The 17,679-nt window shown below is 47.7% G+C and carries 13 protein-coding genes; 10 read left to right on the top strand and 3 right to left on the bottom strand.

Features of this window, described 5'->3' with window-relative positions; all coding sequences use genetic code 11:
- Positions 1-10: 10 nt before the first annotated feature.
- The 10 genes from ACYVD4_RS25765 to ACYVD4_RS25720 all read left to right on the top strand — a co-directional run bounded on the left by ACYVD4_RS25765 (position 11) and on the right by ACYVD4_RS25720 (position 12,185).
- A complete protein-coding gene (locus tag ACYVD4_RS25765) occupies positions 11-916 on the top strand; it encodes a hypothetical protein (protein WP_460950594.1) in 906 nt (301 codons plus the stop codon).
- A 161-nt stretch (positions 917-1,077) separates the two neighbouring features.
- Positions 1,078-1,455: a hypothetical protein gene (locus ACYVD4_RS25760; protein WP_460950593.1), complete on the top strand. Its 378-nt coding sequence runs from the start codon at positions 1,078-1,080 to the stop codon at positions 1,453-1,455.
- Between the two features lie 132 nt (positions 1,456-1,587).
- The gene (locus ACYVD4_RS25755; protein WP_460950718.1) at positions 1,588-3,906 is read left to right on the top strand and encodes a TonB-dependent receptor; all 2,319 of its coding nucleotides are present in this window, start codon (positions 1,588-1,590) and stop codon (positions 3,904-3,906) included.
- 24 nt (positions 3,907-3,930) lie between these two features.
- Complete coding sequence (locus ACYVD4_RS25750; protein ID WP_460950591.1) at positions 3,931-5,145, top strand: sialidase family protein; 1,215 nt, start codon at positions 3,931-3,933, stop codon at positions 5,143-5,145.
- A 66-nt stretch (positions 5,146-5,211) separates the two neighbouring features.
- Entirely contained in the window at positions 5,212-6,036 is an 825-nt protein-coding gene (locus ACYVD4_RS25745) for an MbnP family protein (RefSeq protein WP_460950589.1), read from the top strand.
- A gap of 11 nt (positions 6,037-6,047) precedes the next feature.
- Positions 6,048-7,679 carry a cytochrome c peroxidase gene (locus tag ACYVD4_RS25740; RefSeq protein ID WP_460950587.1) on the top strand — a complete coding sequence of 544 codons (1,632 nt, stop codon included), beginning with the start codon at positions 6,048-6,050 and terminating at the stop codon, positions 7,677-7,679.
- Positions 7,680-7,811: 132 nt separating this feature from the next.
- A complete protein-coding gene (locus ACYVD4_RS25735; RefSeq protein ID WP_460950586.1) occupies positions 7,812-8,495 on the top strand; it encodes a response regulator transcription factor in 684 nt (227 codons plus the stop codon).
- Positions 8,496-8,498: 3 nt separating this feature from the next.
- On the top strand, positions 8,499-9,866 hold the full coding sequence (locus ACYVD4_RS25730) for a HAMP domain-containing sensor histidine kinase (RefSeq protein ID WP_460950584.1): 1,368 nt from the start codon (positions 8,499-8,501) through the stop codon (positions 9,864-9,866).
- A 131-nt stretch (positions 9,867-9,997) separates the two neighbouring features.
- On the top strand, positions 9,998-10,288 hold the full coding sequence (locus ACYVD4_RS25725) for a hypothetical protein (protein ID WP_460950582.1): 291 nt from the start codon (positions 9,998-10,000) through the stop codon (positions 10,286-10,288).
- 250 nt (positions 10,289-10,538) lie between these two features.
- The gene (locus ACYVD4_RS25720; RefSeq protein ID WP_460950580.1) at positions 10,539-12,185 is read left to right on the top strand and encodes a SulP family inorganic anion transporter; all 1,647 of its coding nucleotides are present in this window, start codon (positions 10,539-10,541) and stop codon (positions 12,183-12,185) included.
- A 373-nt stretch (positions 12,186-12,558) separates the two neighbouring features.
- Here ACYVD4_RS25720 and ACYVD4_RS25715 read toward each other — a convergent pair whose 3' ends face one another.
- The 3 genes from ACYVD4_RS25715 to ACYVD4_RS25705 form a co-directional block, all read right to left on the bottom strand.
- A complete protein-coding gene (locus ACYVD4_RS25715; protein ID WP_460950578.1) occupies positions 12,559-13,596 on the bottom strand; it encodes a fatty acid desaturase in 1,038 nt (345 codons plus the stop codon).
- Between the two features lie 304 nt (positions 13,597-13,900).
- A complete protein-coding gene (locus tag ACYVD4_RS25710; protein WP_460950577.1) occupies positions 13,901-16,345 on the bottom strand; it encodes a TonB-dependent receptor domain-containing protein in 2,445 nt (814 codons plus the stop codon).
- Positions 16,323-17,672: an HTTM domain-containing protein gene (locus tag ACYVD4_RS25705; RefSeq protein WP_460950575.1), complete on the bottom strand. Its 1,350-nt coding sequence runs from the start codon at positions 17,670-17,672 to the stop codon at positions 16,323-16,325. The genes ACYVD4_RS25710 and ACYVD4_RS25705 overlap by 23 nt, the downstream gene beginning before the upstream one ends.
- Between the last annotated feature and the right edge of the window lie 7 nt (positions 17,673-17,679).

The following is a 17,679-nucleotide window of genomic DNA, read 5'->3' as shown; positions in this document are numbered from 1 at the left end:
TGTATACGTAATGCGCTTTCTTTTCAGGTTTTCCGCTACGTTCGTTCTGTTTGTGATGCTGATTCAAGGGTGTAAGCCAAGCCAGCCCGAACCTGTTACGCAAGTCCAGAACCCCAGCGATTCGCTACCAACAACCACAAACCTGAATGACTCCCTCATAAAGGTTATGATTCCTGACTTTGCGGCTGTTATCAAAGCTTCTGTAACGCCCAGAGGGAAACTGGATCGCATTACTACTACGTATACGCAGGGAAATCCGACTAGTCTTACAATGAATCTCCTCTACGATGCCAGGCAGCGAATTATTGGTCGGACCGTACTCGATTCACCCTCTAAAGGCGTAGACAATGCGGTGATTTACGAGTATAAAAATGATAAGCCCTACCGAACGTTCACCAAATTAATCCAGTCGGGTAGCACTTTATTCTATTTTATGGATGAAATGGTATACGATGCGAAAGGTCGTCATAGTGCCCAGTTATCGTACCGTGTGGAACTGGATGGGCAAGCGCGTATACTGGAACGTAACGTCCTTATTTACGACTCCGCCAATCGATTGATCGAAGTCAAAGACCCAAACGGCTATCACGTCGGCCAGCTTTTTGACTATTCAGGTAGCAACATGACACTCCTTAGCCATAAGTATGCGAATGGCACGATTTCCAACGTACAAACAGAGTACCAGTATGACAACAAGCCCAACGTAATGAAAGGTGTTAACTGGACATTGAATCTGGATTATATTCACCAGAATCTGAGTAACAATAACCTGATCAGTCGAACATTTACCGATAAACTAACCATCCCACAGCCAACCAATTACACGCCCAAATACGATGCCCAAAATCGAATGATTCGCCGAAGTTATACCTCATCGTTGAGCCTTGTGACAGAATCGTATTTCTTCAAAGATTGATACGTAGCGGTTTATATTTTTACCCCCCCTCCTGTTTTAGGAAGGGGTTGGGGGTGGTAAGACTCCACTAATACGCTACCTGCTCATCCTAGACACGCTTTTCATAACAATATCGTCAATTCAGAAAACTGGATACGTTTTCCCACTATCTTTGCCGCGTCATGAAGAATGCGCTGATTTATGTTCTCCTCATTGCTACGTTGCTCCCAACGGTGAGCCAGTGGGGAACGATCGCGTATTATCACGCCAATAAGGAGTACATTGCCCGTGTTCTTTGCCAGAACCGGAGCAAACCCGAACTCCATTGCGACGGCCAATGCTATCTGGCCAAAAAGCTGAAAACGCAGCAGGACAAACAGGATAAAGAAACGACTGAACGTGTACAAAACAGTCCGGTTCTGCAACTGTTCTGCGAAACCAATGCTCCCTTTCAGTTTTCGGTCGTTTCGATTGACCAGTCGCTGGCGGATTTACCTGCGTATCGTTTCCCCTCCTATTCGACTCCATTAACGGGTCTGTTTCGTCCTCCACAAGTTTAGGTCTACTTCTCAGGCAGGCATAGCTCCTGTTTGCCCAATCCAGTCCCACGTAAAAGCGTCTGGGATGGTATTTCATTTTTCTTGACCTAAATTATACATTTCGTGAAACTTTATAAGTTACTCACAGCCATCATGTTATGGACTGTGACATCGCTACACATATATACTTATGCGCAATCGGCAGAAAAAGGATTGGTATTCGACGCGCAAACCAAAGAACCGATTCCGGGCGTAACCATTCGATGGGCCAATGAGAAAACCGGGGTTATTTCGGACGCAAACGGTCGCTTTGCTTTAACCGGCACTACGTCGGAAGTTACGATTTCGGCAGTGGGTTATCGGCAGCAACACGTAACGGTAACCGCCGGGCAGCTGCTACGTATCGCACTCGAACCCTCCGTCGAAGATTTACAAACGGTCGTCGTAACGGGCAACCGGGAAGCCGCACTACGTACCGAGACGCCCATTGCTATCTCTAAACTGTCGCCAAAGCTGATCAACGAAACAAAACCGACGAGCATTTATGAGGTGATCAACAAAACGCCGGGCGTGCTGATGGTGAACCTGAACAACGAGCAGCACATGATGGCAATACGTCAGCCGATGACTACCAACGCTTATTTCCTTTATCTGGAAGATGGCGTTCCGGTTCGGCCAATGGGTGTGTTCAACCACAATGCGCTGCTCGAAATGAATCAGTTTACAGTCAGTTCCATTGAGGTTGTCAAGGGGCCGGTTTCGTCTATTTACGGGCCTGAAGCAGTGGGTGGTGCCGTTAATTTTATTACCCAGCGACCAACCGCCGTGCCAACCGCCCGCGTCGGCATTCAGCTCGACCAGTGGGGATATCAGCGACTCCAGTTTGGGGCTGGGGCTCAGAAAGGGAAATTCGGTATCTATCTTGGTGGCTTCCTCTCGCGGCAACGTGATTCCTGGATGGCAAGCTCCGATTACAAAAAATCGTCGTATTTCACCCGGCTCGAATACGCTTTTACGCCTAAAACCCGACTCGCAGGTACGTTGTCGTATAATGATTACGATTCGCAAACCAGCGGCAGTGTCGACAGTACGTCGTTTTTTGCTCGCCAATACGTTAGCACAACCGATTTTACGTATCGGAAAACGTTTTCGCTACGTAGTCGGCTCACGCTTGAGCATACCTGGCAAAATGGCTCCGAATCGTTTATTACGGGTTTCATACGTAACAACAGCATAGGTCAGAATCCAACCTACGCCATTCGCTGGACATCGGGTGCATCGACCGCTACTGGGCAGATTAACAGCAACGATTTCAAGAGTTATGGGTTCATTGCCCAGCACACGCAGCGATTCAGTTTTCTGAGCAGTAAACTCACGGCTGGGGCAACACTTGATCTCTCGCCCAATACGTATTACGCTTATCAGACCGAACTAGCTGCTGAGTTGCGACCCGACAAAAAATCGGTAGCGAAATACACCCAACTCCGCGAACGACCTGATTTACAGATCGCTAATTATCAAGCACATATCCACAACACGGCGGCTTATCTGCAATACGATTTTGAACCGCTACCTAAATTACAGTTATCGGCTGGCCTACGTTACGACCGGATGGCGTTCGACTACACTAACGGGCTGGACAACAACACCGGAGAGCGTATTTACAGTCAGGCAACTCCCAAAATCGGTGCTACGTATGATTTGGGGAACGGTAAGGGGCTGTATGCCAACTATGCCAAAGGCTTTTCGCCCCCGGCCCTTACGTCTATTTTCCAGAAACGTAGCACGCCAACGCCCTCCGGCGATCTATTCTATTACAACCTGCAACCCGCCCGATTCGACAATATGGAACTCGGCGGCTGGGCGTCGTTACTGAACAACAAAGTGTATATCGATGGTGCTATTTATCAGATGAACGGCACGAACGAACTGCTCAACATCCGCCTGCCCGACAATTCGTTTGACTACCAATCGGCCGGGCGGACGTTGCACCGGGGGATCGAATTAGGCGTTACGTATCGCCCATCGAAACAGGTGTTTTTCCGGGCTGGCGGTACCCATGCTATTCACCGGTTTGTTGAGTTCACCCTTAGCCAGCGCGCGTCCGATGCGGTTCAGAACGTGAACGGAAAAGACATGCCGTCGGCCCCGCGCTGGCTCTGGAACACCGAAATCAGTTACTATCCAAGCTGGCTTAAAAACTTCCGCACGTCGCTGGAATGGCAGCACGTTTCAGGCTGGTTTCAGAATCAGACCAACACGGTTAGCTATGGCGGCTACGATTTTGCCAACGTTCGGGTTGGGTATCAGTGGAAGGGTATTGAACTGTTTTCCAACGTACTTAACGTAACGAATGCGCTCTTCGCTACCAACGCCACACGCGGTAACAACGCTACCGACCGCACTACGTACAATCCGGCGGCTCCCCGCACATTTGTGTTTGGCATTCAATATGAATTCTCTGGTAAATAAGGTTTCTAATCGCACGCATTCATCATGATTTACGCATTGTTATTTCCAATATTAATCTGGCTGTCAGGTTTCCAGCCCGTAGCTGAAACGCAGGTTTCTGACCCAAAAATGACCAGCGCGGTTCCCCGGCTGACAAGCGATGCAAGCGGCAATCCGCTGTTAAGCTGGGTAGAACTTGACGACGAGAGAAAAGGTGCTTTTTACTACGCTATCTCTACCGATGGCGGGCAGACGTTTGGCGAAAAAATTCGTGTAAAAGCGCCTGCAAATCTGTCGTCCCATGCGGAAGGGATGCCCAAGATTGCCGTTAAAAATGACGGTACGTTACTGGCTGTTTTCGAAGTGCCTCGCCCCACCGAATCATCGCGGTTTGCGGGTGATTTGCTGTATACGATGTCGACCGATAACGGAAAAACCTGGGCCGAACCAAAGCCGGTTTATCAGGATGCGTCGCCCGGCAAAAGTCATTCCTTCGCCGATATAACCCGGTTGTCCAACGGCGAAATTGGCGTTGTCTGGCTCGATGAGAAACTAGCGGGCCGGGAAGGACGGCCAGTGGTTTTTGCCCAAACTTCGCCCGGTAAAGGGTTTGGCGCTGCGGTTCAGGTCGATGATAATGCCTGCCAATGCTGCCGAACAAACCTGTTTATCGACGCGAAAAAAGCCATTCACATTACGTATCGCGATTTATTCCCATCGGGTAAAACAAATGAACCAGCCTCGCGCGACATCAGTACAGCCGTATCGACCGATGGTGGGAAAACGTTCAGCAAACCACAATCTGTGTTTACCGACAATTGGCAAATAAATGCCTGTCCACATGCGGGCCCATCGGTAGCGGCTCTCGGCAACGACGTGTTGATAAGCTGGTTTTCGGGGAAAGAAAATGCGGCTGGTATCCGGCTGGCCCGGTTAGGCTCCGACAAACTGGTTGATGGCGTAATGACCAATCGGGCGAAACACCCGCAGATAGCCAATGTCGGTGGCAAACTAGTCTGGCTTTGGGATGAATCGATCTCGAAAGATGGCTCTGGCGAAATGGGTTCGTTTGGGCAACGTATCGGTATGCGCGTCGTAAATGGACAGACGAGCGGCTCCACTCAATACCTGACGCCCGAAACCGTTGACGCTACGTATCCAACCCTCATCTCAGTAAAAAACGGCATGCTCATCGCTTACGAACAAACGGCTGATAAACAGAAGCCTGTTATCATTGTTCGGCGGGTCGATACGTTTTAACGTCTTTACCGTTTCCGTCATCTGCACTATCTTTGAGTACGTATCGATTACCGAACACGAGGTATCATGAAAAGAATTTTAACTGTCTTTCTGTTTCTATTCGTTTTTGGCGTTGTGAATGCGCAAAATACGGGTTCCGTTACGTTATCGTTTTCGAACGTAGTGGGGCAGGATAACGTAGTGCTGAAAGACAAACAATTCACGACGCCCAACGGCGAACAATTCACGATTACGCGGCTACAATACTACGTCAGCAACATTCGCTTTGTTCGTAAAGACGGTTCCGAATATGTAGTACCGCAGGACGAAAGTTATTTTCTGATTCGGGAAAATGTTCCGGCAACCAAACAGATTCGACTCAACAATATTCCGGTTGATACGTATACAGCTGTTCGGTTTCTGATTGGTGTCGATAGCTTGCGTAGTACGTCGGATGTGGGTTTGCGCAAAGGCTGTCTGGATGTGGGGGGTGATGGGAAAGATATGTATTGGGCCTGGAATTCCGGCTATATTTTTATAAAACTGGAAGGGACGTCTCCACAAGCGCCGGTTACGGCACAGCGGCCCAACCACGAATTCATGTATCACATTGGTCTGTTTGGCGGTATGGGCGCCAGACAGACCCTAAATAACCTCCGAACAGCTACCGTTGAGTTTAGCAACGCGATGGTGCAGGTGAAAAAGGGCAAAGGCATTGCGGTTGGTATCCGGGCCGATCTGAATCAGTTTTTCGGTGGTGCTACGTCGATAAGTTTTGCGCAGAATCCGGTGGTCATGGCCAGCCCGTTCTCGCAGAAAATTGCCGATAATTACCAGTCGATGTTTTCGTTTGCGGGAATTTTACCGAATCTGGATACGTCAGCCCCAAAATCGGCGTTGGAAATGAATTGATTGTGAAGGTCATGAAGGTAAAAATCACGATACTCGTTACGTCGGTCGCTTTTTTTGCAATAGCCGTCTTCTTTTCGGCCAACCCAAAAGCGCCCCTTTTCCACGTACCGTCTCACTTTCCAAAGCCGGTTTATCCATTCAACAAAAATCCGCTGACCGAATCCGGAATCGAGTTAGGCAAAACCCTGTTTTACGACGCTCTGCTATCGAAAGATAACACCATCAGTTGCGGCAGTTGCCACCAGCAGGCATCAGGTTTCACGCAGCACGGCCATGCGCTCAGCCACGGCATCAACGATTTATTGACGAAACGTAATGCGATGCCGCTGGCAAATCTGGCCTGGTCGCGGCATTTCGGTTGGGATGGTGGCGTTCACGATCTGGATTTATTTCCAATGGTGCCGATTCAGAATGAGGCCGAAATGGATGAATCGCTGCCGAATATTCTGGAGAAGCTTCGCAAAACGCGCGAATATCCGGTCCTGTTTACGAAGGCGTTCGGTAGTCCCGAAATCAATACCGAACGTTTTCTGAAAGCACTTTCGCAGTTTATGCTGACGATGGTTTCGGCCAGTTCACGCTACGACAGGGCGGTACTGAATGAAGGCGCTACGTTTACCCCCGCCGAACGGGCTGGCTGGATACTGGTTGAACGAAAATGCAGCGGCTGCCATCCAGAACCATTATTTACCGATTTCTCATTCCGAAACAACGGGCTCGCCAAAACGGTAAACGAAGATCAGGGGCATTACGACATCACGCTGAAACCGGAAGACTTATACAAGTTTAAAGTGCCGACACTGCGCAACGTAGCCGTAACGGCTCCGTATATGCACGATGGTCGTTTTGCTACGTTGGAAGAAGTCGTAGCGCACTACGGATCAGGCATTCAGCATCATGAAACGCTAGATCATCTGCTGAAAAAAGACCGCGAAACAGGTATTATCGGCATCTCACTCACGCCAACCGAACAGGCTAACATCGTGGCCTTTTTGCATACGCTGACCGACGATTCATTTTTGCAGGATCAGCGTTTTGCCGAATCGACGATGATGACTATGGTTCCAGTTGCTCCGGCCGTTGCCCCTGCTGCTGGCAACGTAGAATCACCCATCTTACCCGCACCAACACCTGCCACCAAAGCTCCGGAATGGCCCGAAGTGCTACCCGTGACCGATGCCAGTCTGCAAGCGGGTTTCAACAACGTACTGACCAATTATTCGGCCATTAAAAATGCGTTGGCTCAGAACGATAGCGTACAGGCCAGTCAGGCAGCCAATCGGATGGTGAGCGATTTGTCGGGGCTTAACGCAACCCTGCTAACGGCGCAGCAGAAGATGTATTTCGATATTCTCTACAACAAACTTCTGTTCGACGCCCGGCACATTTACGACGCAAAGCATGTGTACGGTATCAAGCTGATTATGCACCAGCGCGACCATTTCGGTGATTTGTCGAAAAGTTTGTATTCGCTGGTACGTACGCTGAAGTTGAATGCAAAGCCGATGCTTTATCATTTCTGTCCGGGAGCCAATCAGAATCGCGGAGGGTACTGGCTTAGTAATCCAAACGATACGAATAATCCGTATGTAGAGCGACACGGTGCTACGTGCAATCAGCTGATGAGCGTGATTTTCGATTAGCCAGCCGATTTATTGGTCGTGCAACGAACCGTATCGAGGCAACTATCGCCCTATATTTGGTGTTCGGCACGTACAAACCAACGAAGTACGTTACCTCAGGCTTTTTTTGACCAATCGACTACCAGCGTCAGTATGCGAATTTTAATTGTTGAAGATGAATGGGAAGTGGCTTCGCTCATTAAAAGTGGCCTGGAAGAATACGACTTTACGGCCGATACAGCGGGCAACGCCATGGAAGCGCACCAGCAACTCGCCGAGCATGAATATGACGTCGTAATTCTGGACGTTAACCTCCCGGTTATCAGCGGCTTCGATCTTTGCCGGATGATACGTAACAAGTACGAATCATTGCCCATTCTGATGCTGACCGCGTTTGGCAGCACCGACAATAAACTGGAAGGTTTCGATGCGGGGGCCGACGATTATCTGGTAAAACCGTTTGAGTTTCGTGAGCTGGTGGCCCGATTACGTGCCCTCAACCGACGTAGTGGTCACGTAGCGGTCGAGTCTACAGTCTTAAAAATTGCCGATCTCGAATTCAATCAACAAAGCAAAGCGGTAAAACGGGGGAACCACAAGATTCTGCTGACGGCGCGCGAGCTGGCGTTGCTCGAGTTTTTCATGAAAAATCAGAATAAGGCGCTTAGCCGGAATGAAATCATGGAACACGTCTGGGATCTGAATTTCGATACGGGTACCAACGTAGTGGATGTGTATGTGAATTACCTGCGCCGAAAAATCGACAAAGATTTTTCGCCAAAACTCATCTACACCATCAGCGGAATTGGCTACATCATGCAGGCATCCGAACAATAACTCATGAAAATACGCACCCGACTTTCTTTTACGTTTGTGGGCGTAGTGGCAACTATTCTGCTGCTGTTTTCATTTGTTGTGTTTGCTACGGCCGAGTATTTCCGGCAGCGAGATTTTTACCTGCGCCTGAGCGACAAGGCCAAAACCATTGCCCGGCTTTATCTCGATGAAGAAAAAATCGACACAAATCTGCTGCATATCATTGAGCGAAATAACCTGACGGCATTGCCCAAAGAGCAGATCAATATTTACGACCCACAGGGCCGACGAGTTTATTCAACGCAGGCCAATGATATTGTTAAACAGGAAATACTGAACCGGATTCGGCAAAAAAAAGAGATATTTCTCCGGCAGAATAAAGTTGAAATCGTTGGGTTTCTGTATCAGCATAATCAGCAACAATACATTCTGGTTGCGTCGGCCTATGATCAGTATGGCATTGAGGAAATTGGCCATCTAGGTACAATTATGGTCGTTGGGCTGATTTGCAGTCTGGCTTTGGTTGGGGCAGTCGGCTGGGCGTTTTCGGGACGGTCGCTACGTCCTATTTCGAACGTTATCCGTGAGGTCGACCAGATTACGGCCTCGAACCTGAACCAACGATTAACCATTGGCAAAGAGCAGGACGAACTGGCGCAACTTGCCCGTACGTTCAACCTCATGCTCGACCGGGTGCAGGAAGCGTTTGAAGTACAGCGAAATTTCGTAGCCAATGCGTCGCATGAACTACGTACTCCTCTGACTATTATTACGGGCCAGATTGAAGTAACGCTCCTGAAACCACGTACCGTTGCCGAACACGAAGCCAAATGGAGAGCTGCACTCGATGTGATTCAGCGCATGAACAAACTAACCAATAACCTCCTGAACCTCACACAGGTAAGCCTCGATGCAACGCCTTTAAAATTCAGCGGAGTAGCTATTGACGAAGTGATTTATCAGGCGGCTCAGATGCTTATGAATCATCAGGCCGAGTATTCGGTTGTGTTTGCGTTCGATGGCGAAATGGAAATAATTCAACCCTCGCTGACCATTCCCGGAAATAAATCGCTGCTGTACTCAGCCTTCTTTAATCTTATGGAAAATGGCTGTAAGTTTTCCCCGAACAAGCAGGTTCACGTAACGCTGAGAGCAAGCAAAAAATGGATAACGGTACAGTTTAAAGACGAAGGCGTTGGCATTGCCGAAGCAGACATTAAAAGCATCTATGAGCCTTTTTTTCGGGCACAGAATGTCAAACGTATTCAGGGGCACGGCGTTGGGCTACCACTAACGTATCGAATCGTTCAGTTTCATCGTGGCCAGATCAGCGTTATATCCGAATTAAACAAAGGCACTACGTTCACGGTGCGGCTTCCGAAGACGTTCTAATCGTTTTCTAATCAACTTCTAATTATCCTCTCATTATCTTCTAACGAGCCCCTAATTAATTGAGGAGTTGTATTTATGAACTTTGTTATCTAAGAACCGCACCATGCGTTCTTCTCAACACGTTTTGCGCTATGGATAACAACTTAAGTGGAAATGGCAGAACCAGCAGGTACGTTAACTGGCTGACAATCTGGGGATTCGTTTTCTGTTGTATCGCGTTTAATCTGTACTTCGATAATCGTCAGAATAAAAACGAATATCGGGCGCAGTATGAAAATGAAAGCCAGCGGGCCGATTCTTTATACAAAGAAACGCTTCGGCTGGAGCAACGACTACAGGAAGCCGAATCTAATTCGACAACTAAAATTTCAACGCGACAATCAGTACAAAACCAGCAAAAACCGGTCGCCCGCGAATTGTAATCTTTTCGAACGAATAAAGCCCTGCTATATAGGTGATGCTTGCCCGATGAGACTATGACGGTGAAATATATTACTTTATAGCAGGCACAAACTGGGATTGATGAACAATGTAAAATGAGTAGTGAAAAGCCCAGTCGGATGATTTACTCAACGGAAAAATGCCCCATTATCATTCTACATTGTTCATTAGCCAGCTCTTAGCAAACTAGTACTCAACGACAAATACAACTCCATTAACGTGGATTTCAAGATGAACATACCAAAGACTATAAATTCCAGCAATCTCATGGGCGACTTCCGGGGCGGAGCAATTTCGTTTCTGGTGGCCGTACCATTGTGTCTGGGCATCGCGCTGGCATCCGGAGCCCCACTTTTCGCGGGCATTATTGCCGGCATTGTCGGTGGCATTGTTGTCGGCCTATTTAGCCGTTCGGCGGTTAGTATTTCTGGCCCCGAAGCTGGGCTTATTGTGGTTACGTTAGGAGCCATTCAGGCTTTAGGATCATTTCCTGCTTTTTTGCTGGCTACGTGTATTGCCGGACTAATTCAAATTGGTTTGGGTTTTGCACGGGCGGGTATAATCAGTAATTTCTTTCCCTCGTCGGTTATCAAAGGTATGCTAGCAGGTATCGGTATTATGCTGATTATAAAGCAACTACCACACCTTGTTGGGTATGATGCCGATGCCGCCGAAGATATGGCACTTTTTCAGCCTGATGGCTTTAACCTTAATGAGCAGCTTCGAATGGCAATGGGTCAATTTAGCCTTGTGGCCGTGTTGATCACTATTGTCTCATTGACAATCTTTGTTATTTGGGAACAATCAGCCTCCCGTAAGTGGGCGCTGGTGAAAAATGTACCGGCTGCTCTGATCGTGGTTGTGCTTGGCATTACCATCAATGAAGTGGTAAAATTAATGGCACCAACATGGGCGCTTTCAGGCAATCATCTGGTACAGTTACCGGTTCCGGAAAGTCTGGCTGGTTTTGCCCAACTCATCACTCTGCCCGATTTTTCCCAGTGGAACAATCCGCTGGTTTATACATCGGCCGTGTCGATTGCGCTGGTTGCCAGTCTGGAAGCCTTACTTGCCATTGAAGCGTCGGATGAACTGGACCCGCTGAAACGGAAAACACCAGCCAATCACGAACTGAAAGCACAGGGTATTGGCAATATGCTAAGTGGTTTGCTGGGTGGTATTCCGCTTACGTCGGTTATTGTACGTAGCTCGGTAAGTATCAACGCAGGGGCACGTACCAAAATAGCCGCACTCGTTCACGGTACGTTGTTGCTGGTTTGTGTGATCACCCTTCCTACACTACTAAACAAAATGCCCTGGGCCAGTCTGGCATCTATTCTGCTGGTAACGGGCTATAAACTGGCGCGCATCGATGTGTTCAAAACCACATTTGCCGAAGGCCCTTCCCGATTTATTCCGTTTGTTGTGACCGTACTGGCGGTTGTGATGACAGACCTGTTAACGGGTATTGGTATTGGTCTGGTTACGGGGATATTCTTTATTCTTCGCGAAAACTATCGCAATACACACCATATCCAGTCTGACTGGAACAACGATATCAAGCGTATCCACGTAAGCCTGGGCGACCACGTATCGTTTCTGAGTAAAGCCAAAATGGTAAAATTACTGAAGAGCGTTCCTGATAATTCTATTCTGGAAATTGACGGTAGCAGCTCAACCTACATCGACGCCGACGTAGTACAGGCAATTCAGAACTTTGGTATTTCAGCTAAAGCACGGAATATCGAGCTTATTTTCCTGCCAAGCCCATCCACCGATCAGGCACCTATTTATACGTCGAAGGAGTTGTTCAACAATTACCGACGTAACGGTTCGCAGGTTAAGACTCAGCTACACACAACAATCATCAGCGGTTAGGCAGTCTGCTACGTATCAACGTAACAGAACTAATCTAAAAGCCGGAAGTACTCAATCAGTTAAGACGATGATTGACAACATTTTTAACGTGAATTCGGGGTTAGTCGTGGCCGCGTAGTGCCAGGTGATCTTTCCCGTCTGATGCTGTCCAAATGTGTGATGATCACCAACTAACTCACTGAAAAACAAATCTAACCTCGAGTTTACGTTAAAAAATTCAGGCCGTCGATATGAACGAAATGCTCATATCGACGGCCTGAATTTTTTAACGAGATAATTTAATAATGAAGGTTGTCTCAGACAGCATCCTGCTGTCAGTCTGCCGAATGGTTTGGCTAGCTCAGACAGCAAGATGCTGTCTGAGACAATCTTGTCACTGGACTAACTCTTCTATCTGCTTCTTGTTGACATACTTCTGTAGAAAGTCTTTCTTATTGTCCCGGTAGGAAGAAACGGCGCCCATTTTGTATAAGCAGAAGATATAAATCCAGGCCAGATCGAGTTGAAAAGGAAGAAATCCAGCGCGGGCACTGCTCGGATACAGGTGGTGGTTATTATGCCATTCGCCAGCAAAAAGGCCCGGACGCATCTGATTTACGGAAAGATTACGCCGGTCAAAATCAATACCATCTACGTGTTGTTCTTCTCCTTTCCCGTGCCCCGTATAGTTAAAGGCACGTACTAGAACAAACCAGAACAAAGCGCCTGTAAATGCAGCACAGGCCAGTCCAGGGCCACCCATCAGGAAAAAAGCAGTAAACCAGAATGACCAGTTCAGCAGCCATAACCCAACCGTGTAAAACGGAGAAGCAACCGAACCCCATTTCTGGTAGGCCGAATAACTATTAACCCAAACGCCGGTATGTTTTAAAAAATTGGCGGTCTTTGCGTATTCATCTTCGGTTAAATCTTTGGCAATACTCTGGTGATTTACGTCCGATAACATACAGTACCAAAAACCTCCTCTGGCATTATAAGGGTCACCGGGCTCATCCGATTTAGAGTGATGAACGTGGTGCGATACCACGTAAATCTCTTCGGGAAAGGTTTTTAAGACAAGGTTCTGGGTGATAAATCGCCAGATGGGATGGCTGAACGTATAAGCTTTATGCGTACAATACCGGTGAAACCAGATTGTTGCGTGCGTACTCATGATAATCATGCCGTACACGATGCCAAAGGCAAGCAGCGGAAAAGAAAAGTATTTAAAAAAAGCTAACAAAACGAACGGAGCCAGACAAGCGGCCATCAGCCAGCTTATTCCGGAAATCCAGTTCTTTTTGTCGGCAAAAATATTAATTCTGGAAAAGGCTTCCTGATAGAGTTCTTTGGTTGTCGGAACAATTAATTCGCCATTTTGATCACTCCACCCATAAGATGGTACTTGAAGAACTCTGTCAATAAACGCCATAAAAGAAAAGATGATAATTTTTAAATGTGAATAACCGCTAAAACCTACCTAATCACTTTGTATATACGCTTGCTTATACTAGTACAGATTGATTAGTGATTGAGGGAGGGAGTTCTGCCTAAATCGGCTGTTTTATATAGTTAGAACGTGACCCATAGAATCTAATTGCCCATAACGCTCTTCTTCACAAGAACTTAATACAGGCTAATCAGCAGCAATATACATCTTAATATTCTCATTCTAAGGCAATTCTACACACAGTTATCCAAGGAAAACGTCTTTATATAACGATCAATAGGTTTACTTATATTTTCACCTGTATCGTTACATACACACTACGTCCATCGGAGGGTAATATACCAGGTCCGGGATAACCCGTAGCCCGCCGTGTGAAGTATGCCCGATTGGCCAGGTTGTTTAGACTACCCTCCAACCGAAACCGACTAAACTGATACGACAAACTCGCGTCCATAATCGAATACGCCGGTATCAACCCGATTACCGCCGAAACTCCGCCATCGCGTGCATTAGTCGCTTCCGAAAACTGGTCGGAGAGATACGTATATTGGAACGATGCTTTTAGGTTTTTATAACCCAGACGTAAACCGCTTTTCAAATTCACATTCGGTACAAACTCAACTTGGTTCCCAACCACACCCGCCACTTCGCTGGCATTATATTTCGACCGGATCAACGCTACGTTGGCAAATACTACCCCGCTCAGATTCGGATTCTGTGGATTGGCCAATCGGAGAAAATCACCCTCGGCATACGTTTCGAGGCCCATAATAATGGCTTGCCCGATATTGCCCCGACGACGTAGCACCCGGTCGTTCTGGTCGTAAAATTGCACCTCGCCAATGCGGTTGTTGTAGTTGAGATAAAACGCACTAACGTCGAAATTGTATAACGTGGTTTGCGTGCTACGTATGCCTAAATCGAGTGAATATCCTTTTTCGTCCTGCAAATTTGGATCAATCACCATCGACGGATTGGCAATACGCATGTCGCTGAACGTAATGGAACGGTAATTCTGCGATAGGTTGCCATAAATATCCAGTTGCGCAGTGGGTTTAAAACTAATACCCAGACCACCCAGTAAAAACTGCCGGGTATTCGTCCGGGATTCGTTGGTACGTGTCGAGCTGAGAATATTACCGGCTAGATCGCGCGTGATGGTTCCGTAGAATCCGTCGGCTGTTGTATGAATATATTCGTAGCGGAGGCCGGGCGTAATCGACAGTTTTTCACCAACGTAGAAAATATTTTCGGCAAACAACGCTACGTTCCGATTGGGAAATTGGTAGTCAGACGCGATGGCCTGTTCGTTGTCGATAAAGTTGAAATTGGCATCTTTCCCTGTGCTGCCAAATCCCTGAATACTATGATTGTAGCCATGATAATATCGCCCGCCAACTAACAGAATCGCCTGTTTTTTCGCTACGTTGTACCGCTTCAAGTACCGCGCTTCGGCACCCCAGTTCTGAAAATCGCCTTTAATCAAATCGCGCTCGCTGTTATCATCGACACTGGCAACCCGATTTGGCCGAAATCCGAGCGAGTAACGATACGCATATAAGCCAAACAGCCTCAGATTGAACTCGTTATTGGTATTAAATTTATGGTCGAAGTGAAGCGCGGGCATAGTCCAATTCACCTTGAACCAGTTTCGTTCGCGATTGCTCTGGCGTGGATTTTCAGCAAACATGGCGTCGGTCAAACCACCCGGCTGCTGAGCCAAATAACTCATCTGCGTAATGTCGAAACCTAGGCTCGTTTTTTCTGAAAAATGGTAATCGATATCGGCAAAAGCGGTATAGTTCGTAAAGTCTGAATTGGGTCGCCAGCCACCGCCTTTTTTATACTGAAAATACGTGTAGTAACTCAGCTTCCCGACGGTTCCGCTGGCACTCGTAAACGCGTTGTAAAACCCAAACGAGCCAATAGTCTGCCGGGCAATTAGCTCAAATTTCCGGTCGGTAACCGGCTTTTTCATCACAAAATTGAGCAATCCGCCAAACTGCGTCCCGTATTGCAACGAAGCCGCACCGCGAACAATCTGAATCCGTCCAACGGCTTCGATGGGTGGGGTGTAATAGCTTTCGGGATAACCCAGCGCATCGGCACTAATGTCGTGACCATTCTGGCGAACGTTGAAATTGGAACTCCGGTTAGGATCGAGTCCACGACCGCCAATGCTCAATTGCAAACCCGCGCCTTCGTTTTCCCAGATATTCAGACCAGCCACACGGGCGTAAATCTGACGGGCGTTGTTAGTCGATAAATTGGCGACAAGCTGCTCAGGAATAATAACTTCCGACTTCTTGCCTTCGTAAATACCCATGTTTTCAACCCCACGCATCCGGGTAAACCCAAAATCGGACTGTTTATCTGTAACGGTCACCTCCGACAGCGTTTCCGAACGACTTACCAGCCAGATTGCTACGTCCTGATTTCGTCCATCAATCGTAGCAGTTTGTTTCGATGCTTTAAAATCGGGGCAGGTTGTCTGAATAACGTATTGACCATCAGGCAAATTCGCGAACGTAAATGTACCCAGACTATCGGTCGTAACGCTACGTCGACCATTGTTCAGATACACCGTACAGCCTTTCACGGCCATACTATCCTGCTTTGACCGCACTACGCCCGAAAGCTGGTATTGCGCCAGCGTAGATGAAGAAACAAAAAGCAACAAAAAGAACCCCAACAAAGCGTGGGGAGTATTAAAAACCGTAAATCGTGTCATTCAGTGAGGTAATCCATTTTTTATGCCTGAACGAATCCTGTTCGTTGGCCAGATTCGTGTCCGGATCGATGAGTGGTTTGCCCATTCGCCCGTTCAGTGCTACGTAAGAATCGACATACACCTGGGGCGTATGAAACCCGTGGTTTGCGTAATAATCGCGCAGAAAATGAGCGTATTGCAGCAACATGTCCGGTTGCGTCGACATCATTTTTTCCTGCAATGGTGTCAGAAAGTCGTTGTTATTGACAATAATCCGATTGCCAGCATTGTCTTTCACCGTAAACTGTGCGTACCCTGCTTTCTCCATCAGCATCACCCGCCACGAAAACCGATAGCCTTGCTCTGTCCAGAAAAGTTCGCCGGGATAGAGCAAATAACGTAGCGGAATCAGCAGTTGAACCACAAAGAAAACGGTAAAAAGGCTAAGAATGAGTTTTGTAGGGATGGGCCGATAGTGATACGTCCGGTGCGGAATCAGAAACGTAGCCGGAATCGACAACCAGCGACTCAGTTGCCGGATGATTGTTAGGTGGAAATGAGCCGAAAAGAAAATCAGCGCCGTCACGATCATGATATACGGAAACATCCCAATCGGAAACAGCACGGCCGTCAATCCGTGGAAAAGCACGACGGTTATGTAGGCCAGTAAACGCGTAGGGCGGTACCAGAGCAGAAACGCAATCGTCAAATCATACAAACAGCCAAACCAGCTAAACGCATACGCCACCCAACGGTAATTGAGCAGAAAACCCACCACCGGAAGATCGTTGTGAGCAGGAAGCCAGATACGTAGCGGCAAGGCATTCAGGAGCCAGTCGCTGTTGAGTTTCGCCAGCCCGGCAAAAACGTAGAGTAACGTAACAAACAGACGTAGCGAATCGAGACACCAGGCCGGAATCTGGTCGGCCATTACGTTACGTTGTCGGTACGAGTCGACGGAAAAATAAGCGTGTGCAGGTAAAAAAATCAGCAATAGGCAAACCAGACTGGTGAAATAGTAATGGTTCAGGTAGGTGCTTTTGTCGATAAGCTCGATGTAAGTGAAGCTCAGAAACAAAGCCACCGCAGCCAGCCGATAAAAAAGCCCAATTGCCACCAGCAACGCCGATACGCCACAAATGGCAAACATTACGTAGGTGTATTCTCCCAGCGGTTTTACAAACTCAAAGCCATAAAACGGGAAGTAATAGCGTGGCTTAATATAGAGTTCGTCAATCCACCCCTTACTCCAGAAACGAATCGTACTGCCGAGCAGCATCAGACCAAACAGAAGCCTGAAAACAGCCAGTGGTGCTGCCGAAGTAGTCTTTCGAAAATAAGCCTGCATGAACGAA

The organism is Spirosoma daeguense, assembly GCF_054776875.1.
The sequence above is the reverse complement of the archived record's forward strand: the minus strand, read 5'-3'. Positions and strand labels throughout refer to the sequence as shown.